Origin of the sequence: Streptomyces sp. B3I8, from assembly GCF_030816915.1 — a bacterium.
Taxonomy (GTDB): Bacteria; Actinomycetota; Actinomycetes; order Streptomycetales; family Streptomycetaceae; genus Streptomyces.
On record NZ_JAUSYN010000002.1, the window covers coordinates 281,087 to 305,047 of the forward strand.

General features: G+C 70.1%; 17 protein-coding genes and 5 pseudogenes. 13 read left to right on the forward strand and 9 right to left on the reverse strand.

Features of this window, described 5'->3' with window-relative positions; translation table 11 throughout:
- Window positions 1-100: 100 nt before the first annotated feature.
- Window positions 101-502, forward strand: a pseudogene (locus QFZ64_RS03460) (FAD-binding protein); the annotation flags it as partial.
- Window positions 503-627: 125 nt separating this feature from the next.
- On the opposite strand, the gene QFZ64_RS03465 reads toward QFZ64_RS03460, so the two are convergent.
- From QFZ64_RS03465 to QFZ64_RS35275, 7 genes and pseudogenes are all read right to left on the reverse strand, one after another.
- A complete protein-coding gene (locus QFZ64_RS03465; RefSeq protein ID WP_307062170.1) occupies window positions 628-789 on the reverse strand; it encodes an SDR family oxidoreductase in 162 nt (53 codons plus the stop codon).
- 41 nt (window positions 790-830) lie between these two features.
- A pseudogene (locus QFZ64_RS35270) lies at window positions 831-1,019 on the reverse strand (SDR family oxidoreductase); the annotation flags it as partial.
- 34 nt (window positions 1,020-1,053) lie between these two features.
- On the reverse strand, window positions 1,054-2,499 hold the full coding sequence (pntB, locus tag QFZ64_RS03470) for a Re/Si-specific NAD(P)(+) transhydrogenase subunit beta (protein WP_307062172.1): 1,446 nt from the start codon (window positions 2,497-2,499) through the stop codon (window positions 1,054-1,056).
- A gap of 3 nt (window positions 2,500-2,502) precedes the next feature.
- The gene (locus QFZ64_RS03475) at window positions 2,503-4,065 is read right to left on the reverse strand and encodes a Re/Si-specific NAD(P)(+) transhydrogenase subunit alpha (RefSeq protein WP_307062173.1); all 1,563 of its coding nucleotides are present in this window, start codon (window positions 4,063-4,065) and stop codon (window positions 2,503-2,505) included.
- A gap of 47 nt (window positions 4,066-4,112) precedes the next feature.
- Window positions 4,113-4,769: an NADPH-dependent F420 reductase gene (npdG, locus tag QFZ64_RS03480; RefSeq protein WP_307071554.1), complete on the reverse strand. Its 657-nt coding sequence runs from the start codon at window positions 4,767-4,769 to the stop codon at window positions 4,113-4,115.
- Window positions 4,770-4,889: 120 nt separating this feature from the next.
- A pseudogene (locus QFZ64_RS03485) lies at window positions 4,890-5,675 on the reverse strand (maleylpyruvate isomerase family mycothiol-dependent enzyme); the annotation flags it as partial.
- A gap of 97 nt (window positions 5,676-5,772) precedes the next feature.
- Window positions 5,773-6,393, reverse strand: a pseudogene (locus QFZ64_RS35275) (hypothetical protein); the annotation flags it as partial.
- Here QFZ64_RS35275 and QFZ64_RS03490 point away from each other — a divergent pair.
- A pseudogene (locus QFZ64_RS03490) lies at window positions 6,382-7,108 on the forward strand (sensor histidine kinase); the annotation flags it as partial. The pseudogenes QFZ64_RS35275 and QFZ64_RS03490 overlap by 12 nt on opposite strands.
- A 299-nt stretch (window positions 7,109-7,407) precedes the next feature.
- Here QFZ64_RS03490 and QFZ64_RS03495 read toward each other — a convergent pair.
- The gene (locus QFZ64_RS03495) at window positions 7,408-7,794 is read right to left on the reverse strand and encodes a response regulator transcription factor (protein WP_307062175.1); all 387 of its coding nucleotides are present in this window, start codon (window positions 7,792-7,794) and stop codon (window positions 7,408-7,410) included.
- A gap of 1,585 nt (window positions 7,795-9,379) precedes the next feature.
- On the opposite strand from QFZ64_RS03495, the gene vioD reads away from it, so the two are divergent.
- The 4 genes from vioD (at window position 9,380) to QFZ64_RS35285 (ending at window position 12,842) form a co-directional block, all read left to right on the forward strand.
- On the forward strand, window positions 9,380-10,486 hold the full coding sequence (vioD, locus tag QFZ64_RS03500; RefSeq protein ID WP_307062177.1) for a capreomycidine synthase: 1,107 nt from the start codon (window positions 9,380-9,382) through the stop codon (window positions 10,484-10,486).
- A complete protein-coding gene (locus tag QFZ64_RS03505; RefSeq protein ID WP_307062179.1) occupies window positions 10,483-12,375 on the forward strand; it encodes an amino acid adenylation domain-containing protein in 1,893 nt (630 codons plus the stop codon). Before vioD ends, QFZ64_RS03505 begins: the two co-directional genes overlap by 4 nt.
- A 117-nt stretch (window positions 12,376-12,492) precedes the next feature.
- Window positions 12,493-12,669: a PIG-L deacetylase family protein gene (locus tag QFZ64_RS35280; protein WP_373430721.1), complete on the forward strand. Its 177-nt coding sequence runs from the start codon at window positions 12,493-12,495 to the stop codon at window positions 12,667-12,669.
- Window positions 12,666-12,842, forward strand: a complete 177-nt coding sequence (locus QFZ64_RS35285; protein ID WP_373430540.1) for a hypothetical protein — start codon at window positions 12,666-12,668, stop codon at window positions 12,840-12,842. Before QFZ64_RS35280 ends, QFZ64_RS35285 begins: the two co-directional genes overlap by 4 nt.
- A 26-nt stretch (window positions 12,843-12,868) precedes the next feature.
- On the opposite strand, the gene QFZ64_RS03515 is transcribed toward QFZ64_RS35285, so the two are convergent.
- Complete coding sequence (locus tag QFZ64_RS03515) at window positions 12,869-14,257, reverse strand: condensation domain-containing protein (protein ID WP_307062183.1); 1,389 nt, start codon at window positions 14,255-14,257, stop codon at window positions 12,869-12,871.
- Between the two features lie 153 nt (window positions 14,258-14,410).
- On the opposite strand from QFZ64_RS03515, the gene QFZ64_RS03520 reads away from it, so the two are divergent.
- The 7 genes from QFZ64_RS03520 (at window position 14,411) to QFZ64_RS03550 (ending at window position 23,943) form a co-directional block, all read left to right on the forward strand.
- Window positions 14,411-14,647 carry a hypothetical protein gene (locus tag QFZ64_RS03520; protein WP_307062185.1) on the forward strand — a complete coding sequence of 79 codons (237 nt, stop codon included), beginning with the start codon at window positions 14,411-14,413 and terminating at the stop codon, window positions 14,645-14,647.
- Between the two features lie 458 nt (window positions 14,648-15,105).
- Window positions 15,106-16,434 carry an MFS transporter gene (locus QFZ64_RS03525; protein WP_307062187.1) on the forward strand — a complete coding sequence of 443 codons (1,329 nt, stop codon included), beginning with the start codon at window positions 15,106-15,108 and terminating at the stop codon, window positions 16,432-16,434.
- Entirely contained in the window at window positions 16,431-19,433 is a 3,003-nt protein-coding gene (locus tag QFZ64_RS03530; RefSeq protein WP_307062189.1) for an AMP-binding protein, read from the forward strand. Before QFZ64_RS03525 ends, QFZ64_RS03530 begins: the two co-directional genes overlap by 4 nt.
- Window positions 19,430-20,158, forward strand: a complete 729-nt coding sequence (locus QFZ64_RS03535) for a phosphopantetheine-binding protein (RefSeq protein ID WP_307062191.1) — start codon at window positions 19,430-19,432, stop codon at window positions 20,156-20,158. The genes QFZ64_RS03530 and QFZ64_RS03535 overlap by 4 nt, the downstream gene beginning before the upstream one ends.
- 116 nt (window positions 20,159-20,274) lie before the next feature.
- Window positions 20,275-21,027: a nucleoside 2-deoxyribosyltransferase domain-containing protein gene (locus QFZ64_RS03540; RefSeq protein ID WP_307062194.1), complete on the forward strand. Its 753-nt coding sequence runs from the start codon at window positions 20,275-20,277 to the stop codon at window positions 21,025-21,027.
- 331 nt (window positions 21,028-21,358) lie between these two features.
- Window positions 21,359-22,141: an SAM-dependent chlorinase/fluorinase gene (locus QFZ64_RS03545; protein WP_307062197.1), complete on the forward strand. Its 783-nt coding sequence runs from the start codon at window positions 21,359-21,361 to the stop codon at window positions 22,139-22,141.
- A 2-nt stretch (window positions 22,142-22,143) separates the two neighbouring features.
- On the forward strand, window positions 22,144-23,943 hold the full coding sequence (locus tag QFZ64_RS03550; protein ID WP_307062198.1) for an asparagine synthetase B: 1,800 nt from the start codon (window positions 22,144-22,146) through the stop codon (window positions 23,941-23,943).
- Window positions 23,944-23,961: the final 18 nt, after the last annotated feature.

Genomic DNA, 23,961 nt, shown 5'->3' on the forward strand with positions numbered 1-23,961 from the left:
CGCGTCCATGAAGGAAGTGGTCGTGCGCTGGGCTCCTGGTCGACACGGTGTGCACCTTTCCTGGTCCAAGGACCTGCCACGTCTCTGACCGGACGCGCGGTTGTTCCGTGACACGGCTCGCTCACCACCGGTCAGAGATGCGGTTCACCGGGCGTTCCGTGACACGCGCCCGGTCCTTGATGTCGACGTGGTGACACGTGGGCCTCCCCGGGCCCCGCCGGGCACCCGCCCGGAGCACCCGACCGCGGAGACCGTCACCCAGGGCGCGGCGTTGGGCATCGACGACCTGGAGCGCTTCGGCATGCCCTTCGCCCGCGAGGGGGACGGCCGCATCTCGCAGCGCTGCTTCGGCGCGCACAAGTACCGCCGCACCGCTTTCGCCGGCGACTGCACCGGCCTCGAGATCCAGCACACGCTCGTCCGGCGCGCGAGCCGGCTGGACGTGGGCATACTCGACACCGTCTGCATCACCCGCCTCCTCGTCCACGACGGTGCCGTCTTCCCACGGCCGGCCGGCCCGGGCGGCGGTCGAGGACGGAGACACGTTCGTGGTGGCAGGGCACGGCTTCCGGGGGATGCGCCGCGTGCTGGGCGGCCCGGTGCCCTCCGCCCCGCGGTGAGCCCACGTCAGATCAGCGCCGAGGTGGCGCCGCCGTCCACATAGAGGGTGGCGCCGCTGATGAACGAAGCGTCGTCGGCGGAGCGCATGAGGACGGCCGCGGCGACCTCTTCCGGCGCGCCCATCCGCCGCATACCCGCCATGTGGGTCCGGACCCGCTCCTCACGCATCTCGGCGAACCGTGCGCGTCGTGCTCGGCACCGAGCGACTTACGCACCATGGGGGTGTCGATGGTTCCGGGGCTCACCACGTTGACCCGGATGCCTCGCGTCCCGTAGTCGAGGGCCGCTTCGGAACTGCCGCGCGATGACGTCGGATGCCGCCGACGGGGACGCGGCCGAAGGCGCCGAGGGCCTCGTGCAGGCGCCTCGGCCACGCCATGACCGTGGCCCGGCCGCACCTCGGCCGGGCCACGGTCGTATCCCCGTGAGGTCTCAGCTCCTGACGCGCGGTGCGAGGGAGGCGAGTTCGCGCAGTATGTCCTCGACGCGCTGCTTGGCGTCCCCGAACAGCATCGAGGTGTTGTCGCGGTGGAAGAGCGGGTTCGGTACGCCGGCGTATCCCGAGGCCATCGACCGCTTGAAGACGACGACCTGGTCGGCCGCCCACACGTGCAGCACCGGCATGCCGGCGATGGGGCTGGCCGGGTCTTCGGCGGCCGCCGGGTTGACGGTGTCGTTGGCGCCGATGACGAGCACGACGGAGGTTCCGGTGAAGTCGCCGTTGATCTCGTCGAGTTCGAGGACGATGTCGTAGGGCACCTTGGCCTCGGCCAGCAGGACGTTCATGTGGCCGGGCAGCCGGCCCGCGACCGGGTGGATGGCGAAGCGGACCTCGGTGCCGCGCGAGCGGAGCCGGCGGGTCAGCTCGGCGACGCCGTGCTGGGCCTGGGCGACGGCCATGCCGTAGCCGGGCGCGATGATCACCGAGTCGGCGTCCGCCAGCAGTTCGGCGGTGGCGGCGGCGTCGGTCTCACGGTGTTCGCCGAGGTCCGCGGCCGCGGCCGCGGACGCCTCGATGCCGAAGCCCCCGGCGATGACGGAGAGGAAGGAGCGGTTCATCGCCTTGCACATAACATAGGACAGATAGGCACCCGAGGAGCCGACCAGCGCACCCGTGATGATCAGCAGGTCGTTCTCGAGCAGGAACCCGGACGCGGCGGCGGCCCAGCCGGAGTAGCTGTTCAGCATAGAGACCACGACCGGCATGTCCCCGCCGCCGATGGACGCGACCAGGTGCAGCCCCAGGGCCAGCGCGACGACGGTGACGAGCACCAGCAGCCACAGCGCCGGGCTGATCACGAACCACACCGTCAGCACCGCGAAGACGCCGAGGGCTCCGAGGTTGATGGCGTTCTTGCCCGGCAGCACCAGCGGACTGGACCTGATCCGCGCCGACAGCTTGAGGAAGGCGACGACCGAACCGGTGAACGTCACGGCGCCGATGAAGACGCCGATGAACACCTCGGCGGAGTGGATCCCGGCGAGGTCGCGCATCCTGAGCGACAGCGCCTCGGTGCCGCTGGGGTCGTGCTCGACGTCGAAGTAGCCGTTCCAGCCGACCAGTACGGCCGCGAGCCCGACGAAGGAGTGCAGCAGCGCGATCAGTTCGGGCATCCCGGTCATCTCGACCACGCGGGCACGGTGGAGCCCGATCCCACTGCCGACGGCCATCGCGGCGAGCAGCAGTACGACGTGTCCGGTGCTGAGCCCGTCGTCGATGGCGAGCACCACCGTGGCGGCCAGCGCGACGGCCATGCCGGCCATTCCGAAGAGGTTGCCGACCCTGGCGGTCTGGTGCCTGGACAGTCCGGCCAGTGCCAGGATGAAGAGCAGGGCGGCGACGATGTACGCCGCGGACGCGGCGGTTGCGACGGACACGGGTCAGCCTCTCGTGAACATGGCGAGCATGCGGCGGGTCACCGCGAAGCCACCGAAGATGTTGATCGACGCCAGCAGGACCGCGGCGGCCGACAGGACAGTGACCACGGTGTCGCCGTGACCGAGCTGGAGCAGTGCCCCGACGACGATGATTCCGCTGATCGCGTTGGTCACCGACATCAGCGGGGTGTGCAGCGCGTGATGCACGTGCCCGATCACGTAGTAGCCGATCACGATCGCCAGCGCGAACACCGTCAGGTGGCCGAGCAGTGCGGACGGCGCGAACCCGGCGAGCAGGAACAGCAGTACGGCGCCGGTCCCGACCGGGGCCACGCGCCGCGTCAGTTCCTGCCGCGGCGTCGGTGGCGCCTTCGCCTCGGCGGTCGCGGCAGGCGCGGCGGCCGCCCTCGGCGCCGCCGCGGGGGCCGCCGAGACCTGTACCGGCGGTGGCGGCCACAACAGGTCGGTGCCACTGTCCAGGGCGCGCGTCACGGTGATCGAGCGGATCACGACGTCGTCGAGGTCCAGGACCAGCCGGCCGTCCTTGCCCGGGGTCATCAGCGTGAGCAGGTTGACCAGGTTGGTGCCGTAGAGCTGCGAGGCCTGCGCCGGCAGCCGGCCGGCGAGGTCGGTGTAGCCGATGATCGTGACACCGTTGGCGGTGGTCACGACCTGGCCGGCGACGGTGCCCTCGACGTTCCCGCCGTTGGCGGCGGCCATGTCGACGATCACCGAGCCGGGCTTCATCGACGCGACCATCTCCGCGGTGACGAGCCGGGGCGCGGGACGCCCCGGGATCAGCGCGGTGGTCACGACGATGTCGACGTCCGCGGCCTGCTCCGCGTAGAGCTTCGCCTCCAGTGCCTGGTAGTCCGCGGCCATCTCGGTCGCGTAGCCGGTGCCGGCTCCGGAGTCGGTGGAGGGTGCCTGGACCGGGAGGTACTCCCCGCCCAGCGACCGCACCTGGTCGGCCACTTCCGGGCGCGGATCGGTCGCCCGGACGATCGCGCCCAGGGAGCCGGCCACCCCGATCGCGGCCAGTCCCGCGACGCCGGCGCCGGCCACGAGGACCTTGGCGGGCGGGACCTTGCCCGCCGCGGTGACCTGTCCGGTGAAGAACCGTCCGAAGACGTGGGCGGCTTCCATCACCGCCCGGTAGCCCGCGATGTTGGCCATGCTGGAGAGGACGTCCAGCGACTGCGCCCGGGAGATCCGCGGGACGGCGTCCATCGCCAGTGCGGTGACCGGCAGCGTGGCGAGGTGGTCGACGAGCGCCCCGTCCAGCCGCGGCGAGAGCATCGCGATCAGCGTCGCGCCCGTCCTGAGCCGTGAGAGCTGTTCCTTCGAGGGGGCGTTGACGCCGAGCACGATGTCGCCGAGTGTTCCGGCGTCCTGGATCGTGGCTCCCGCCTCGGCGTAGGCCGCGTCCGCGAACCCCGACCGCTCTCCGGCCCCGGGAGCGACGACCACCTCGTAGCCGAGTTTCAGCAGGCGCGCGACGGTGCCGGGCGTCGCGGCGACCCGGGTTTCGCCGGGTCGGGCCTCTCGGAGTACGCCGACAATCACATTTGCCTCCTGGGCACGGTAGGAACGCGGTCGAGGGACGGCCGCGGTCACACGTCGGTGAGCCGGACTCCCGCGTGGGACTTGTGGCGCCGGTTCATCGAGATGGGGTTCGCGGTCAGCGCCTCCACCTGGTGGGCGTTGCGCAGCCGGCCGCCGTACACGCCGCGGACGCCCGGGATGAGGGACGCGAGGTCCTGGACCAGATCGGTCGCCTCGCGCACGTCACCGAGGACAAGGACGTCGGTGTCGACCGACGTGACGGCGGGGTCCTCCAGCAGCACTGCGGACACGTGGTGGAACGCGGCGACGACCGTCGAGTTCGGCAGGACGCCGGCCGCCTGTTGTGCGGCGGAGCCCTCGGCCACCGGCCGGGCGAAGGCGCCCTGCGCGTCGAAGCCCAGGGGGTTCACGCAGTCCACGACGACCTTGCCGGCGAGTTCGTCCCGCAGCGACACGAGGAGTTCGCGGTGGCCGTTCCACGGTACGGCGACGATCACCAGGTCGCCGGCGGCGGCCGCCTCGGCATTGGTGGCGCCCCTGGCGGACGGGCCCGGTTCCGCGGCGGTCCCGGCGGCACGGTCGGCGGAACGGGAACCGAGGACGACCGTCAGCCCGGCGGCGGCGAATCGCCGGGCGCGGCCCCGGACCTGTGGGCCGGTGCCGCCGCGTACCGAGACGGTGGTCCCGTTGAATCTCGAGCTCATGCCCGTCTCCTGGACCGTGAAGGCGGGAGTCGCCGCGATGCGTCGTCCGAGTTCGAGGTCGCCGTCGATGCCGACCCGGTCGGACACGTCGTCGAAGGGGACCCCTCCGCCGGCCAGCCGCATGAAGAGCGACGACTCCAGACGGAGGGAGACGTCCGGATCGCGGGAGATCGCGGTGACGACCCTCGCCCGGTCAGTGACCTCGACGTACAGCGTGCGCCTGACCGGACCCGTCAGCTCGAACGCCACGAGCGAGCCCTGCGGCGCGCGGCCGCGCTTGCCGGCCACGAAGCCCAGCGCCCCGACGGCCTCATCGGGCGAGGCCTCGGCGGCCGGTCCCCCGTCGTTGCCGGGCCGGCCGACGGCGTACCGGATGTCCTGGTCGTGCATCCAGCAGTCGAAGACCCGGATCCGCATGAAGGACGCGTGTGTGCCCTGGCCCGCGGGGGTCCATGACGACGAGGCGAAGTCCTCGTCGGACATGGCCTTCAGGGCCGCGAGCCGTCCGGCGGTCGTCGTGCGGAACTGCCGGAGGAGTTCGTCCGGGCTGCAGGAGCGGTGGTGCTCGACCCATGCCTCGTTGGTCACGCCGATCGGGTTGCGCACGTGCGGGCGCTCGATGTCCGCCCCGGCGGAGGCCACCACCTGCGCCATGCGGTCCTGTATCCCGTCCACGCCGCCCTCGAGCATCCTCTCCGTACCGAGGATGTGGGCCAGGGTGTCCTTGACGTCCCAGCCGGGGAGGACAGAGGTCTTCCACTGATCGGCCGTCAGCTCGCCGGTGAGGGCGTCCGGTTCGGCCCGGATCGCGCGCGGCGTCTCGGTCAGGTCGTGCTTCGTCGTCACTTGAAGGCCTCCGTCCGCACGCGCTGGGGGTCCTGTCGCCGAAGTCGATGACCTCGCCACGGTCGAAGCTAACCCAGCCGCGTGCTTCGAGGTAGGGCCGGATCGTCGTGGTGATGTATTCCTCGTCGGCCGGGGTCTTGGGGTGCTGGAGCTCGCACAGGTGGGGGAATTCGTCCCACGCCGTCACCGCCCGCCACAGCCGGATCGCGGCATCGGCCATGGGCGGGTCCATCAGCACCGGGCCGAACGCGCAGTGCCCGCCGGGGAAGAACAGCGTCGGGACGCCGTGTCCCGAGGCGTCGAGCACGCGCTGGTGGTCGGCCTTGATCTCGTCGTTGGTGGTTTCGTCGGCGACGGCCGGGTCCACCACCGCCGGGTCGGCGCCGATGCTCTCCAGCAGGAGCCGGGCCACGACGGGGTCGTGGGGGCGTCGGCCCCGCACGTGCAGCGCCTGCCCCGCGGCCGGCAGCCACGTGTCCAGCGACTCCGGACCGGTACGGCGCACGTACGCCGCTATCCGCATCATCGACCAGCCGTAGGACCACTTACGCTCCCACAGGTGCTTCTTGCCCTCGACCCGGTTGACCTCCTCCAGGCTGAAGAAGCGCCAGTTGATCACCAGGCCGGTCTGCCGGCGCACCTCGCGCATCCACGATTCCGGTCGCCTCCGAAGCCAGCCTGCTGTGCACCGGGATGCACCGCTCGCGCCGGGCCACGAAGGCGGAGACGAAGGCCAAGGAGGCACGCGGATGAACCTCGCCCCCGACGGTTCGGCCATACGCGGCACCCGGCGGAACTCGCCCGCCTCGGTACGTCGCCGGACGCCATTCTGGACCGCATCCGCACCCTGCTGCGCCACGAGCGGCAGCTCACCGGGGAACTCTCGCACGAGCTGCGTACACACTGAGCCGGATCATCGCCGAACTCGACCGGTGGCGGACCCGTCCCCGCACAGCCGACCAGACCCGCGCTTCCCGCGAGGTCATCGCGGATGCCGCCGAGTCCATGCGCACCCTCTGCGACACGCTCCTGGACGACACCCGGGGCGGCACACTCACCGCTCCGGGCTCCTCCGAGGTGCTGCCCACACTGCGCCATCCCACCGAATCCCTGGACATGCCGGGCAACGTGACGCTCACCGCCGACGGACCTCCTCTTGTGGCCGGAGTTCCGCCCGCCCTCCTCGAACGCGTCGTCAGCCCGCTCCTGGCCGACGCCTGCCGCTACGCCCGCTCCAGCGTCGCCGTCCGCGCCTGCTCCGCACCCGACGGCGTACGCGTGGAGATCACCGACGACGGACCCCCGGTGTACCAGCCGCGTTCACCGGACAGCTCTTCGAACCCGGTCGACGCGGCGACCCCGACGACGGGCACGGCGGAGCCGGCCTGGAGCTGACGCCGGCTCGACGCCTCGCCCACTCCGCCGGCGGCGAAGTGACGCACGACCCCGGACACACCCCCGGGACACGGTTCCTGGTCAGCCTGCCTGCCGGGGGACGGCAGGCCCGCTCGACGATCCCGCGTGTCACGGCATGGCGTCGGCCGGACGTCCTTGCGAGACGGCCAGACAGCCGACGAAGCCGAGAATGGCCACCGTCCAGGACAACGTGACCGGTTCCAGACCCAGGTCGAGCCGACGGGCGCCGGGTTCGTCGGTCGGGCCACCACCCTGCGCATACCTCGTGCACGCGCGACTGCGGCAGGAATCACGAGCCGTCAGCCCGACCGACATCACGGTCTGAAGGCCAGTGACTTCCCGACCCTCGGGGAAAGAAGCCCTCACCGCGGTGGCATCAAGAGAGCCCCTCGTGCCGCAAAGTGAAGGCTGGTCCGCGGTGGCGGAACACCGGGAGGAATGCCGAGTTGGGCGGCAGGGTCGAAGGTTCCTCGCGTGGCGCACTCTCGTGACTGCCGTCCCTCGCCCGTCCCGGCCGAGGACGGGGTTCTTCCGCCGCCCATTCGGTGTCCTCGTCCAGACGCAGGGCGTACATGAGTAACTGCATGCGGTTGCGCACGCCGGTCTTGGCGCGAATTCGCCGGAAGTAGGTGTCGACAGTATGCCGACTGATCTGCATGCGTTTCGCGATCGCGGAGTACGTCAGCCCGTTGGCCATATGCGCCAGCACCTGTCGTTCCCGCAGGCTGAGCGACGTCCAGGCACCATCGGTGATTTCGCCCATTCGCATACCGTCTTCCTGGTCGTCGAGTGAGTGTCATCGCCCTTCAACGGAGGGCGTACACACCGCGCCTCTCGCACGTAGAGGTAGGGGGACCCGAGCAGGCCGCACGAAGCGAGTCGTGCGTTCCGCGCGCTCTTCGCGAGTTGAATCCTCACAGAGAAACCGCCGGCGGGGTCTCGGCCGCCCCCTCATCAACCTGCCGGACATCAAGAGGACAAGACACGTAACGGGAAAAGGGAACAAAGGGCCGCAGCTGTCGATGAGGCCTGCAACGGCTGAACCAACAAAGGAGACAGCTCGTCCCGGACGGCAGTGCACCGGCCCGGATCCGGCACCTTCGCCAGGAGCCCGGTCTCCGTGCGTCAGTCGTGCCGGGTGCGCCGGGTGCCGGTCGCCATCCAGCCCACCGCTCCAGTGCGCGGACCACTTCGCCGGGAGCGGGAATGTCGTACGGAGGCCTTCGACAGTGTGCCGCATCTCCTGCCTTGCGCCGCCGCGTTGAGGGAGGGCCACCTCCGCCTCAGTGCCCGGAAGGACGGTTACCCCGCGCGTGGAGGTGAGAGTCCATGGCGGGCGACGCCACGTACCGCGCGTCCGGCAGGCTGCCACTTGACGCCGGGTGCCAGTGGTGTCGAAGGCTGCTCGGATCCTCCGCTCCGGCCGGCGTCCCAGGCGGACTCCGGCACATCACCAGTGAGCGGTCGCCGCGTTCCCGGGCCGGGACGGCGACCGGCAGGAAGGGACGGAACACGGAAAACACCGCCTCCTCGGCGGTGATCCCGTCGACGCCCTCGTGGCCCACCACCGCGGGCGCTGTCTCAGTGCCAGGCCACAGGCTGCGCCCGGTTCCGGTGCGCGTCCGGCCCTGACCGTCGGGGTGCTCGGCGGACGTGGCGGGGCGGGCGCCTCCAGCGCAGTACCGGACTTCACCCTCGGCGAGCCTTCACACGGGCTCCCGCCACCCGAGCGAATGCCGTCTCGCGCGGACGGACGAGGAGTACACGCGGCGCGGACCCAGAGGCAACCAACGACCGCGACCAGGGCGATTCGCACAACCGTCAGCGCGCCCAGCCGGCGAGAAGGGCCATCGTGAGCTCCCGTGCGCGGAACCGGCTGATGGAGATGGCGAAAATCGGCCGGCCGAGAATCGCATCGGCCGGATTCCCAGGCACATGGCGGCTGCGGCGCCATGGCGATTCCAATCGGTCACCACACGCGACGGATGCGACCGGCTCCACACCTCCACGGAGATCGCCCTCCCCCGGAGTTGGCATCGATGCCTCGCCAACGGGGCAGGTTCAGCCCGCTCACCAGGCACGACGCGGTTCGACGCCCACTGTGTCACGTATTCGCGTTACTTGCGCCGGCCGCACCGATGCGGATCTAATCAATCCGGTCGACTCGGTCCGGTCCATGTCGGTTTCATGCCGCATTCATCCGGCGCATGCCTCACTCCCACCAGTGCCGGACTCACCCTTCGCTCATTCCCTCACCCTCCCATTCTTCCGGAAACTTACACCCCGGGGTTTTCGTCGTGCCGCAGACTCGAATGTATTCCAACTCAGCCTTGTCCGAGAAACCACCGGTGCTCGAAGAGTGGTACCGGCGTCACCTCGACCGAGCGGAACGGGACATCAGTTCCAGCGGAGTGCTTCCCTATACGTACGCCGAGATGCGTCGGCTGACCGGTCTCGGTGCGACAGACCTCGACGACCTCCTGGTCGACGACAGCACCTCTCAGGGATCGCCCGAACTGCGCCAGGCCATCGCCGACCGTTATCTGTCGGGCCGGGCCGAACGGGTCATGGTCACCCATGGCTCGAGTGAGGCGATCGCCCTCACGCTGGCGACACTCTTACAGCCGGGTGACCTCGTGGTACTGCCGGACATGCTGTACCACGCACTGGTCCACTATCCCGAACTGGCCGGCTGCCGGCTGCGCCTCCTGCCTCTGGACCACTTCACCGCTGCCGGAACCGACCCCGGGGCCATGGACCGGGCGATCCCGCCGGACACCCGGGCCGTCATCGTCAACTTCCCGCACAATCCCACCGGTACAACGCTGACTCCGGCCGCGTACCGACGGCTCATCGACCGGGTGCGGGAGGTGGGAGCGGTCCTGGTGTGGGACGCGGCGACCGCGGAGATCTCCTGGAGCGGCCCGGTCCTGCCGGACCCAGGTCTGGAACATCCGGACACCATCAGCTACGGCACGCTCTCCAAAGCCTTCGGGCTGCCGGGGCTACGGGTGGGATGGTGCACCGCCCCTCCCGAACTGATCGAGCGCAGTTTCGCCCTGCGTGACCGCAGCACCCTGTTCCTGTCCCCGATCGTGGAGACGATCGCCACGGCGGCGATGCGCTCGGCGGACGCCCTCGTCGAGCCGAGGCGGGACCGCGCTCGTGCCAACCTCGCCGTACTGGAGCGATGGGTCGCGGAACACGAAGGGCTGGTGACCTGGAAGCCGCCGCAGGGAGGGGTCTGCTGCCTGCTGGAACTCTCCGGCGTCACGGACTCGGAGCGGTTCTGCCTCGACCTCCTGGAGCAGGACGGGACGTTGCTGGTACCCGGTACCGCGTTCGGGCGTGAGGGCACCGTCCGGCTCGGCTTCGGCGGTGGCGAGAAGGACTTCACCGACGGGCTGATGTCTCTTTCCCAGCTGCTGCGAGCCGGAGGAGGACCGCGTCGATGACCGCACCCGGCCCCGTCGCCGAGTCCGACGCACTGCTTGAGTCGTGGCGATGTGTCGTGGCGCGCCACGGTGAACGTATCGCCCTCAGCAACGGTCGGCGCACCCTGACCTATCGCCAACTGGCCGCGGTCGCACAGCGGATCGGGGGCCGGCTGGCCGCTGCCGGTGCTGCCCCGGGGCGGCAGGTGATGCTCCAGGTGAACGCTCCCATCGATGCCGTCATGAGCATGTTGGGTGTGCTGGAAGCGGGCGCGGCCTTCGCCCTGCTGGAGGACGGGTTGCCGCAGGCGGCTCGGGCGGCCCGAATGGACCGGGTCAGCGCCGTGCTGTCGGCCGGACGCGGACAGCCGGCGGACGCGTTGCCCCTTCCGTGGGTCGACCTGGCCCCGGAACTGGACGGCGTAGAACCGGACGGACCCGTGCCCGCCGGGGGCATATGCCCGGGCCCGGCGGCATACGTGATGTTCACCTCCGGCTCCACCGGTCGCCCCAAAGCGGTCGAGATCGGACGCGACGCGCTGCACGGCTTCTCGCTCGCCGCTGCGGACCGCCTCGCGCTCCGCCCCGGGGACCGGTGGCTGCAGCTGGCCTCCCTGGGCTTCGACGTGCTCATCGAGGAGGTCTTCCCGGCATTGATGACCGGGAGCACAGTGGTCTGTCGCCCCGACAGCGTTGCGCCGGACCCGCAGGAACTGCACGCCATGCTGAGCGACATGGGTGTCACGATCGTGGAATTGTCCACCCAGTACTGGCGCGAGTACGCCCGTTGGCTCGACGTCCGGAACGAGACGACACCACCTGGACTGCGGCGTGTGCTCGTCGGAGGTGAACGAATGGATCCCGACGACTGGCGCCGCTGGGAGCGCTCCGGACACGCTCCCCTGGTGCACGTCTACGGGCTCACCGAGTGCACCGTCACCTCGACCATGTACGACGGCCGGCTGCCCGCGGACGCCCAGGAAGTACCCATTGGCACACCGCTCGCCAACGCCGAGGTCACCGTACGTGGCGCCGACAGGCTACCGGTCACGCCCGGCGAACTCGGTGAGATCTGCATCGGGGGCCCCTCACTGGCGTCGGGCTACATAGGCGATCCGGAACAGACCGCTCGGCGGTTCGTCCCGGATCCCCGTTCACCGGAGCGGCACCTGTACGTCACCGGGGACCGCGGCAGGATCCTGCCGGACGGCAATCTGGAGTTCAGGGGCCGCCTGGACGACCAGCTCAAGGTACGGGGGCACCGGCTGGAGCCCGCGTCGGTGGAACGACTGCTCACGGCGGACCCCGGGGTGGCCCAGGCCGTGGTCCTCCTCGACGTGAACACCCGGACCACCTTGTCGGCCTGCCTCGTCCCGGCCGGACCCGTTCCGGGAGTGACCGGGGACCGTGTGCTGCCCGTCACAGGGGAGCGACGCGAGGAACTGCTGGCCGTTCTCGGCGCGGAGCTGCCCGACTGGGCCGTTCCCCGTCGGCTGTTCTGGACGGCTGAGCTGCCGAAGAACGCACACGGCAAGCTCGACCGCCACTCCCTCGACACCATGCTCGCCGCCGCGTCCCGACCCACCGCCGAGGCCACCGCCCCGGCAGCCGATGCCGACACGTCCCGCGAGCGGGGCCAGGAACCCGGGGAGGGACCGGCCCAACTGGCCGCCGTCCTGGAGCGTTTCCGAGTGCTGCTGGGCGACCCCGGGTTCGGGCCCGACTCCGACTTCTTCGAAGGCGGCGGGCAGTCGATTCTCGCCATGCGTCTGGTCACCGAGCTGCGCGCGACTCTCCCCAGCACACCCGGACTGCGGACGAGTACCGTTTTCGACCATCCCACCCCGCGCCGGCTGGCTCACTGGGTGGCCGCCCGGACCGGCCGCAGCCGGAACGCTCCCGAGCGGTAGGGCGTTCACCTCCCCCGACAGCAGCGAAGGACTCATCCTCAATGGGCACCGATCACCACCATGTCCTGCCCCTTACTCGCGACCGAGCGCGACAGTCGGCCGAGGAGCCGGGTCCTGGTGATCGCCCCGCACCCGGACGACGAGGTCATCGGGTGCGGTGGCTCCATCGCCAAGCCCGCCCGGTCCGGCGCGGAGGTCTCGAGGAGGCCGGGCCGCCCGTCCCGCCTCCGTCCCTGGTGCTCGGCTACGAGATCCGGGTCCCGCTGGGAGAGGTCCAGTACACCGAGGACGTGACCGCGCGGATCGATGTGGAGGCGGAAGCCATGAGGTGCTGCTGCTCCCGGTCGCGGCACGCGGCCCGGGACGAGGCCGTGCGCGAACTGGCCTCCTGCCGGGCCGTCACGAGCACCGGCCGGCGGTGGAGCGAGACCCTCGGTGTCATCCGGGTGTCCGGCTCCCCGGCCTGAGCCGCGGAGCCGCTCACCCTGCCCGCTCAGTCGACCCGAGCCACCGACGGCAGCAGTTCCTCGACCGCGGTGTCCGGAGAGCTCAGGAAGCTGTGCACCAAGGAGGTGAAAACATGCGCCAGTTCCCGTACCCCTGCCTCACCGAAGACATCCGCGGGGAACAGCACGGTGAAGTCCACGCTCTCCTCGTCGGCCGAGGCGAACAGCTCCAGGCTCTCTATCTGCTGCAGCTGTCCGGGGACCTCGGCCGGCTCCACCGCGAGGCCGGCGGCCCGGCGGCTGCCGCCGGTCCAGCCTCCGGGTGCCACGTCGAAGAACGTGCAGGGGCGCTCCAGCAGCCTGCCGAGCATGTGCGGAGCGAGGGCCGACGTCACCTCGGGCGCCGGGACCTGCCCCAACCGCTGGCTCTCCATGACCGCCGAACGCACCTGGCGTGTCAGCTGACGGAACGAGACGGAGGTGTCCAGCTTCACTCGCACGGTGACGTAGGTGGACAGGAAGCACACCAGGTTGAGCAGGTGCTCCTGGGTGCGGCGGGTCACCGGGATGAGCGCCGTGAGATCGGCGCGACCATTGCGGGCGTGCAGTGCGCACAGGTACGAGGAGAACAGCACGATGAACGGGGTCGTCCGGGCGGACCGGCAGTACTCCGTGAGCAGCCGGAACGTCTCCGGAGGCAGCGAGACGTCGAAGGTGCCGACCTCGTAGCGGTCGTTGGTCTCGCGCCGCATCTCCGGCAGAAAGACGGGGGCGTTGGTCCCGATCCCGTCGAGCAGTTCGGCGAAGCGAGCGATCAGCTGCCTGGGCTCGGGATCGCGGCCGAGCCACTCGGCCTCCCAGCGGACGAAGTCGGAGTAGGTGAAGGGCTGGTCGGGCAGCTTCGCCTCCCGGCCCTCCACCTCCGCGGCGTACAGCTCCCACAGCTCGTTCGCGAGGATCTCGAACGACTGGCCATCGGCTACGAGATGGTCGACGGCGACGCCGAGCAGGTGATCCTCGTCGCCGAGCCGGTATACGACGGCGCTGAACAGCAGCCCGCCGTCGAGGTCGGGATTGCGGCTGAGGTACGCACCGGCCCGGCGCAGCGCCTCGTCCAGCCGCTCCGCCTCGGGCAGATCCCGCAGGTCCTCCTCGTCCGGTACGAAGGACCGGGCCGGCCGGATCTCCTGGCGCCCGGCTTTGCCACGTTCCGGGAACGCCACGCGCAGCGCCTCGTGGCGGGCGACGAGCGCGGTCAGCGCCGAGTGCAGCGCGTCGGACCGCAGCGGTCCGCCGAGCCTGAACGCCCTGCTGATCATGCGGACCTCGACGCCCAGACCGCGCTGCTCCACCCACTCCTGAATCGCCAGGCGGTCCGCCTGGTCGGACAGCAGCGGAAGCCCTTCGAAAGGGCCTCCCTCGTTCACGGTGTGCATGTGAATTCTCCCTTCGGAAAAATCATGACACGCCGGATGCGAAGGCACCCGGAATGAGAACCGAGACTACTGAAGGGAATGCTGCCGATGCAATACGGTCACGCGATAATTTCTTCGGAGATTACGCCGAGATGCACGTGGAGGCGCCTTACAATGGCTCCACCGAAGGGGGTAGCGAAAAACCTCTCCGAACTGCTTTCCTTCTACAGGGCGGGCACCGGGTCGCACCTGGGCCTCGACTGCCGCACCGGCACTTCGCCGTTCACGCCGACCGGCCGATTGGGCCGGCCGGCGGCGATGGACCGGCCGTCGGACCTGCTGCGCGAGGTCGGGGCCGCCGTACCGCGGGCTCCCCCGAGCGACTTCGTCGAACACCTCGCCATATGGTGAATGACCGGCGCCCGAGACTTTTGACATCTGCGAAATCAACCCCGGGACGGGCAGATCACTCATCCGCATGAAGGACATGGGAGATCCCCGCCATGGCCGTGACCGAGCAGATCAGCAGGCCCACCGAAAAGGCAGTGGATTCGGCCGCGTGAGGCGCTCCCGATCGCCGCGGAAACGCGTTTTCGGCATTCACAAGGGACCGGCCGGGTAATGTTTCGGACGTCATGTCCCTATGCCCCTATGTCCCTATGTCCCTCAGAAATGGCGATCGCCCTGCGGTGGCGCGCCCGGCCGCCGTGCGCCGGGGCGCCCGGTGTCGTGCGGTTCCGCCGGCGTCACTGGCCGGCAGCGGCGGAGCGGCGACTGTCCCCGCCCTCGCCGGTCCTCCTCAACAGGGCTGATCCGTCAGCGAGTTGAGCAACATCTGTTAACATCCTCCTATGCCTCCTTAGGTCAAGATGCCGCACTCATCGTCGCGTTCCTTCCGCGTGGGCTTCGTGTACCTGTACACCGGCCTCACCGAACTCCTCCCGCTGCACGCCGTCTACGCCCTGCTGATGGCTTCGCACGGGGTCTCGACCTCGGAACTGTCACTCCTGTTCGCCCTGTGGACAGTGACCACCTTCCTCTTCGAGATTCCTTCCGGAGCGGTGGCCGACCGCTTCCCCCGCCATCGGGTCCTGGCGTCCGCGGCGCTCGCACAGTGCACGGGCTTCGTCCTGTGGACGGCGCTGCCTTCACTGGGCTCGTTCGCTGCGGGCTTCGTCCTATGGGGCCTCTCCACCGCCCTCACCTCCGGAACCCTGCAGTCCCTGCTCTACGACGGACTGGCCGCCGACGGCAGATCCGAGGAGTACACGCGGGTCAGCAGCCGGATGGCGACCGTCCAGGCCTGCTCGATCGCCGTCAGCTCGCTGGTCGCCTCGCCGGTAGTGCTGTTGGGCGGCTACAGCGCCGCCGGCTGGATCTCGGCGGTGCTCACCCTGCTCGCGGTCCCCACCGCGCTGGCCCTGGGCCGCCGCCGACAGGACATCCCCGCCACGGACACCCCTGTCACGGACGGTACCGACACCTCCCCGGCAAAGGGCTGGCTGTTCCTGCTGCGCGCCGGTCTGGCCGAAGCACGCGACACACCCCAGGTGCGATCCTGCCTGCTGATGATCTCGGTCCTGGCGGGACTCGGTGTCGTGGACGAGTACCTTCCCGTGCTCGCCAAGGAGGGGAACGCTCCGTCGGCCGTCATCCCGCTGCTTCTGCTGCTCCCCTGGGGCGCGATGGCTCTCGGCAGTTTCATGGGATGGCGGCTCGCCAAGGCGGGCAACCGCGCCCTGGCCGGTCTGCTTCTCCTCGGCGGCTCGGCCCTGGCACTGGGCGCGCTCAGCCGCCACCCCGGCGGGTTCCTGGGCATCGCCGTCTTCTACTGGGTACTGCGCATGCTCCAGGTCGTCATGGGCGCCCGCCTGCAACACGCCATCACCGGCCCGGCCCGGGCGACGGTCTCCTCGGTCGCGGGGCTGGGCGCGCAGACGGTGTCACTCATGATCTTCCTTGGTTCCGCCCTCTGCGCCCGGTGGGTCTCCGCCTCCATGCTGGTCGCCCTCACGTCCATCCCGGTGTTCCTGACCGCGACACTGCTCCTCCTGCGTCCGCGGCACCTTTCCACAGCCACCGCGCAGAGCGCACAGGACGGCCCTGGCGGCGTTCCGCCTGTGTCCGTTTCCGGACCGGCACCTCAGGCCGACCTCCGTGAGGACCGATCGGCGCCCACAGGGGAGAGCGACACATGACGGGCAAGACGATCACCTCCGTCGTGGAGAGCCTGGCCGGCGACGTACGGCAGGCCCTCGGCCTCGCTCCCCAGGAACCGCTCGACAGGTCGTTCGCGGGTCTGGGCGGCAGTTCCATGGAAGCCGCGCAGCTCAGCCTCCGCCTGCGCCGCGTGCGGGGATTGACCCTCGGCGCACATGAACTCCTCGACGCCGCCGACGTACAGCGTCTGCTGGACGAACTCGTCACCCGCCCCCGCGCCGAGCCCGCGGGGCACCCGGTCGACGCGCCGCCCACCGGCCGCGCGCCGCTCACCTGGCAGCAGCGGGTGATCTGGTACCGGTCCGTCCTGGACCCCGGCTCCTCCCGGTACGTCTTCCACGCACTGTTCCACTTCACCGGGGCGCCCCGCCCGTCCGCCCTGCGCGCGGAACTGCGTCGGCTGCTGCGCCGGCACCCCGTCCTGCGCACCCGGATCGTCATCGACGACGGCAACCCCTGGCAGGTGGTGCCGCCCGCCGACGTCACGGACGCCGAGGTCGACCTGACCGTGGTGGACCTGCCGGGTGACGCCGTCTCTCCGGAGGAACTGGTCCGGCTCAGTGGTTCCGACCGTCCTTTCGACCTCGCCGCGGGCCCGCTGCTGCGCTGGGTGCTGGTACGGCTGCCGGACGGCCGGGGCGTGCTCGTGCACACCGAGCACCACATGATCCACGACGGCAAGTCCTTCGTCGCCCTGCTGGACAGCCTGGCCGACGGCGACACCGCCCCGGATCTGCGCTACTTCGCCCATGCCTCGGCCCAGTCGCCGGCGGAGCCTGCCGAGGTCCGCGAGGCCGCTGCCCGAGCCGCGCGGATCACCGGCCCGATACCGGGCGCGGAAACCCCCGGAGCCGTCCGAAGCACCTTCTTGCGCCTGCCCGTACCCGCCGCTCTCCTGCGAGCGGTCAGGGACGCCTCACGGCGAACGTCGGTGTCCCTGTTCACGGCGCTGTTCACGGCCTTCTCCCAAGCACTGACGCGGTACGAGGGCGTGAACGCCGTCGTCCTGGGCAGTGCCGTGGAGAACCGTCCACCGGGCCACGAGGACACCGTAGGAAGGTTCGTCTCGATCATCCCAGTGGTGGTCGAGCGGCGTCCTGGCGAACTGCCCGAGGCCACCCTGCGCCGCACGAAGGGAGCCCTGCGCGAGGCGATGGACCACTCCGCGGTCCCGCTGCCGGACATCGTCCAGGCCCTCGGCGGTACGGCCGGACGCGATGACAGTGCCGTGGTGCGGGCCGCTTTCAGCATGCACCAGCAGAGCGACCGCGAGGTCCGGCTCGGCGGTGCCACCGCCCGTGTCCAGCTCGGCGTGTTCAACGGGGCTCCCACATTCCCGGTCGACGTGGTGGCCCTCACGTCGGGAACGGGCGACGACACCCGGGTCGAACTGCTGATGGAGGCCCAGGGCGGCGCGGTCGACCGGGACGTTCTGTGGGCCCTGTGGACCTACACCCTGGACTGGCTGCGCACCTGGGTCCAGCTGCTGCCCAAGATGCGAACCCCGTCGGTGCCCACGCTGGTACAGCGGGTGCGAGCCCGGGCCACGACCGACCCGGACGCGGTGGCTCTCGACGACGGCACGCACCAGGTGACCTACGGACGGCTGACGGCTCTCGGGGAATCCGTCCGGCACATCGTGGGCCGGCCCGGGGAGGTCGTAGGTCTCCTGGGGTCGGCGTCCCCGAACTTCTTCGCCTGCGCCTACGCCGTCCTGGACGCCGGCGGGACCTATCTTCCGCTGGAGGCCGGACAGCCGGCCGCGCGGCTCGCCTCCATGGCGGACCATGCGCGCTGTGGGGCGATCGTCCGGCTCCCCGGTGTGCCGGACACGCTCGCCGACGCCCTCGAAAGGCCCGACCACCCGCCTCGGCGACTGCTGGACTGGGCGGAGCTGTCGGCCGGACTGCACACCGGGCCCACCCGCGCCGTCGTCGGCCACGGCCTGGAGAGCGCGGCGCCCGCCTGCGTGATGTTCACCTCCAGAAGCACCGGCGACCCCCTGGGCGTCATGGTGCCGCGCCCCGCTCTGGACCGGCTCGCCGACTGGGCCGTACGCGAACTACGCCTGGGCCCGGCCACTGTCGTCGGCCAGTCGGCCAACGCGGCTTGCGGTGCCTCCGCCTTCGAGGTCTGGTCCGCCCTGTACGCCGGAGCCCGGGTCTGCTTCGCCCCCTTCGAAGTCCGCTCCGACCCTCAGGGGCTGGCGACCTGGTTCGCCGAGGCCGACGTCGAGTACGCCTTCGTGCCCACCCCGATCGCCGAGCTCCTCGCGCGGGTGCCGAAGCCGGCAGGCAGCCGACTGACCCGTGTCTCCACCGGCGGGGACCGGCTGCACGCCCTGCCCGGCGATGCGCCGTTCGAGGTGCTGAACATGTACGGCGCGACCGAGACGACGGTGGTTGCCACGGCCGGCTGGATCGAACCGGGCGACACCGCGCTCCCCCCGATCGGCCGTCCTCTGCCGTACGGCTACGTCCGGGTGGTGACCGGCTCCGGCGCTCCGGCGGCCCCCGGCGAGCCCGGCGAACTGTGGGTCGGCGGCGACGGTGTGGCCGCCGGCTACACGGGAGCCCCCCAGCGGAGCGCCTCGGCCTTCGTCGCCGATCCGCACACCGAGGACGGTGCGCTCGTCTACCGCACCGGCGACATCGTCCGGGTGGACAGCGGGGGTCGGCTGCACCACTCAGCAGGCCACTTGAGTGTTCATCACCTCGAGGCGTTGCCCTGCACCGCCGGCGGAAAGGTCGACCGGCGGCTGCTCGCCGACCTCGCCGAGAGCGGCCGGCCGCACACCACCGGTCCGGCCGGCCGCACCGATCCTCCGCGGGACTCGGCAGCACGTCCCGTGAACGGCACCGAGAGCACGGACCTGGACCAGTGGCTCCGCCTGATCACCCCGCTCCCCCGGAATGAACGCCTGAGCCTCGTACACCAACTGATCGGCTCTTTACTCAGCGACAAGGAGACACGATGAACTCCACCCCAGCACCGGCCCCGACACTGGCAGCGACCGAATATCAGGCGGCCCGACTGACCGCCTCGGCCCGGCCCGGGCACCACCACGCCGGCACACTGTCCGTGCGTATCGCCTTGGACGAGTCCGGGCTCGGGAAAGCGGGCGCGGCGGTGAGCCCGTCCGCGGTGCAGCAGGCCTGGTCGGCCGTACTGCGCTCGTCGGCGGCACTGCGCGTGCGTTTTCACGACACCCCCGGCCGGCTGCTGCAGGAGCCGCGTGACTACGACGACCTGCCCCAGGAGACCACCCTCGTGAGTGTGGGCGATGACGACGACGCCGATGGCTTCGCCCCCTTCGGGCCGGTTCTGTTGAAGGCCCGCCTGGACCTGGGCGGACAACGCCCCGAGCTGGTCGTACTCGTCCATCACGCACTGATGGACGAGTATCCCGCGTCGCTGATCGAGCACTCGTTCCGGCATGCGCTGGCGCACCTCGACGCCGGCACGGGGGACCCGGACCCGGCACTCTCCGCCATCCTGGCGGCGGCGGAGGAGATCTTCAAACGGCCGATCGGGCCCGCCGAGAACTTCTTCGATCTGGGTGGAAACTCGCTCGCGGCACTTCGGTTGATCGCTCTGGTCGAGGGTGAGGGCTTCCAGCTCACGGTGGACGACGTGTTCGATCTCCCCGACATGCAGGCCCTCGCCGCAAGCGCCGTACGCACCTCCGACAGCCTCGGCTGACCGGTGCGCGGGCCAGGACGCGCGGCTGCGTACGTCCAGGACCAGTTCCCCGATCCCGGCGTCGTCGCCCCACGTGCCGACCCCCCAGGACCCACCGATGCTGCCGAGGAGAATCCATGACACGCGATGTCACCGTCATCCATGCGGGCCGGCCCTGGCCCGCGCACTGGTCGGTGTCCATCTACCTGTGCGGCCCCACCCCCCGCGATCCGCTGACTCCCTCCTGGCGTCCACACGCCGAGTCCTTGCTGCGCGAGCGGTGGGGCGGAGACGGCCGGCTCGCCGTGTTCCTGCCCGAAGCCTTCGAGGGCGAGTCCGAACCGCCCTACGCGCAGCAGGTCGCCTGGGAAGAGGCCGCCATGCACGCGGCCGACGCCATTCTGTTTCATGTGCCGCGGGACCTCGCCACGCTGCCCGGTCTCGTCAGCAACGTGAAGTGGGGCGCCTGGCACGACTGTGGCCGAGTCGTTCTCTGCTCTCCGCCGACGGCGCAACGCAACGAGTATCTGCTGCACTTCGCCAACGCGCTGGCGGTTCCCGTGACGGACAACCTGCCCGACGCTGTGACCGAGGCGCTCAGGCTGGCCGGACCGAGCACCCGGCGCGCGGGTGCCGAGCGTCAGATACCACTGGCTCTGTGGCTGTCGCCGGAGTTCCAGCGGTGGTACAACACCCTGGTCGTACGAGGTGACACCCTCTTGACGGGACGCCTCCTGTGGAGCCGGGGCAACCCTGTCACCCACTGGGTCCTGGAGGCCACGCTGCGGTCGGTCGATTCCGGGGTGGAACGGGTCGAGGTGGTCTCGCGCGGAGCGGGCCTCGACCGCCCGCTCGCACCGTCCCGGGAGTCGGACGGCCTCGGCGTGTGACCGGGTGTTCCGGGGCAGCCGGCGCTCAGGCATTCCGCGGGCCCGCACCGGTTCGTCGACCCGGTCGACCGACGGGCATATCCTTACGCGAGGTTCCGAGCAACGTATGTCCGCCACGCCTTCGCCGACTTCCGGCAGTCGGCCCTGAAAGCCATCCACCAATTCATCCTCAAGGCGCCGTGATCACCCCTCGCACCTATGGCCGCACATGACCGATATGCGGAGCAATGGGCCCCTGTCCTCATGATGCCAAACAGCTTGGTGAAGACCGCGGAATCTGGAGCGATGATCTAATCGCTGACATAATCGAGCTCGGCAGAGGAGGTATTGCATGACCCGAATCGTCATGGTTACCGATTGCAGAGATGTCGCTTTCAGCGAAATCTGCGGCGCCATCCATAAAGAGGCGGACGAGATAGGGCACCCGATCACGATCGAGCCGATCGTGGCCGTGGAGAACTTCTCGGAATTCAACGCGGCCTTTCTCACCCGCTTGGTGGCGGAGAGTTACCCGGCGGGGACGGTGATCTACACGCTCGTCTCGAAGTCCTCCAACGTGCGGCCGCTGCATGACGTCATCTGGGGCGAGACCCGCTCGGGGCACATCTTTGTCGGTTCGAACTTCGGCTATTTCGGCTGGCTTGCGCGAGACCTCGGCATCAAGCACGTGTACGAGATCCGGGACGTGCCGCAGATGAATTTCTCCGGGAAGAGCTTCATCCCTCCGATCGTGGCACGGATCGCGGCTGACGACACTGCGAGCCTCACCACGTACCCGTACGAGGAATCGGAGATCGACGACACGCCGTTCGTCGAGGGAACCGTCGCGCACGTCGACAACTTCGGCAACGTCAAGGTCACGAAAGATCTCGGCGAACTGCCGCACGGGAAGACGCTCGCACTCGCCCTGAACGGGACCGCCCTGTGCGAGGCGGTGCACATCACGAACCAGATCTATCTACAGCCCGAGTCCAGCAAGATCGTCGCCTATCGCTCCACCTCTTTCCCGGACATGACCGACATCGGCATGGTGCGCGGGAACTTCGCCCAGAGCCACGGGATCCGTGTGGGGGATCGACTGACCTGGACCACCGAGTCGTCGGACAAGGACTGACCGTGGCCGCAATCACCGGATGGACGGACCCGGCGCGCGATCTGCGCGAGGCCGACGCCACTGTCGCTCAGCTGATCGCGGCTCTCACCCCCCGCGCGCGGGGCGCCGCATCGCTGTGGTCGGACCGGGAGACGATGCTCGCCCATCGCGCCGATCCGACGTGTCCCCAAGGCACCGGACTCGCCGAGCTCCGGGACAACGGCCGCACCATCGCGGTCGCTGTTCTCGACGGCTACCTCCAGAACACCGAGGAACTGGCCGGCGTCCTCGGGGTGGGGCGCGGTGCGGCACCGGCTGACGTACTGCTGCACGGATACCTGGCCTGGGGGCCGGCCGTGGCCGAGCGTCTCGAGGGCAACTTCGCATTCGCCGTCTGGGACGCACGCGCCCGGCGGCTCGTCCTGGGGCGCGACCGTATCGGCATCACGCCGCTGCACTACGCGCGCGCAGGTGACGGCACGTTGTTCTCCTCGGATCTCGCCGCGCTGGTCGACCATCCGATGCTCCGGGCCGAGATGGACAAGGAGGGCCTGTGCGCCCTCATCACGCAGATCCGTCCCCCCGGCCGATCGGCCCTGCGCGGAGTCCGGGAGGTTCCCGCCGGCTGTGTCGTCGTGCTCTCCGGAGCGAACGAGGAAGTGCGCCGCTACTGGACGCTGGAGGCCCGTCCCCACGAGGACGACCTCGACGTCACCCTGACCCGCGTGCGCGAACTGGTGGAGGACGCCATCACCCGCGATGTGCGCGGCGCCCACCCGGCGGTGCTCCTCTCCGGCGGCCTCGACTCCAGTGCGCTGACGGGCTGGGCCACGAAGCTCACCGCTCAGCCGCCGCTCACGTTCACCGTGGCCTTCGGAGACGGCGCGTCGGCGGTACCCGACCGCCCCTACTCCCAGGACGTGGCCCGGATGTGGCGCACCGATCACCGTGAGATCCTCGTCCGTCCCCAGGAGCTCTCGGACCCGGTCGTGCTCGCCGCGGTGCTCGCGGCCAAGGACTACCCGTCCCCGTTCGGCGACAAGAACATCACCCCCTTCCTGTTCAGCAGGCGCGTCGCCGAGCACACCGAGGTGGCGCTCAGCGGTGAAGCGGCCGACACCGTCTTCGGCAGCCTCGGCGGCCAGATCAAGACCGGATACGAACTGAGCACCTTCCCATGGGTCGAGAAAGCGTGGAAATGGGGTGCGCGCAGCGGACTCGGCACCAGGCTGTTCGATCCGAAGCTGCTGGCCGAGATCGGGGCGGAGTCCTACCTCGACCTCAGATTCCGGGAGGCACTCGACGAGGTGCCGCACTTGCCCGGCGACCCTCAACGCAACCGCCTGGGCCGGCAGTACGACTACCTCACTGTCACGCGCATGCTCGACCAGGCCATCAACCACTCCGAGCGCCTCGCTGCCGCCGCCGGGCTGCAACTGCGCTACCCGTTCAGCGACCACCGGCTCTTCTCCTATCTCTACAACGTGCCCGTGGAGATGAAGTGGTACGACGGGCGGGGCAAGAGCCTGCTGCGTACCCTCGCGAAGACCCTCGTTCCGGAATCGGTGCTCACCCGGCCCAAGGTGCCCTATCCGATCACCTACGCGCCGCAGTACAAGGCCGCGCTGGCGGCACGGCTGCGCGGCCTGCTCGACGACTCCGACGCCCCCGTACTGCCGTTGCTCGACATCGCCGCGGCACACCGGATCGCCGCCGATCCCGACCTGCTCGACCGCGGCGGCTGGTTCGGCCGGGCGGATGTCGAGTTCGCCCTCAACCTCGACGCCTGGCTGCGCCGCCTCCGTGTGCACCTGCACCTATGAATCGCGACGAATGGACGT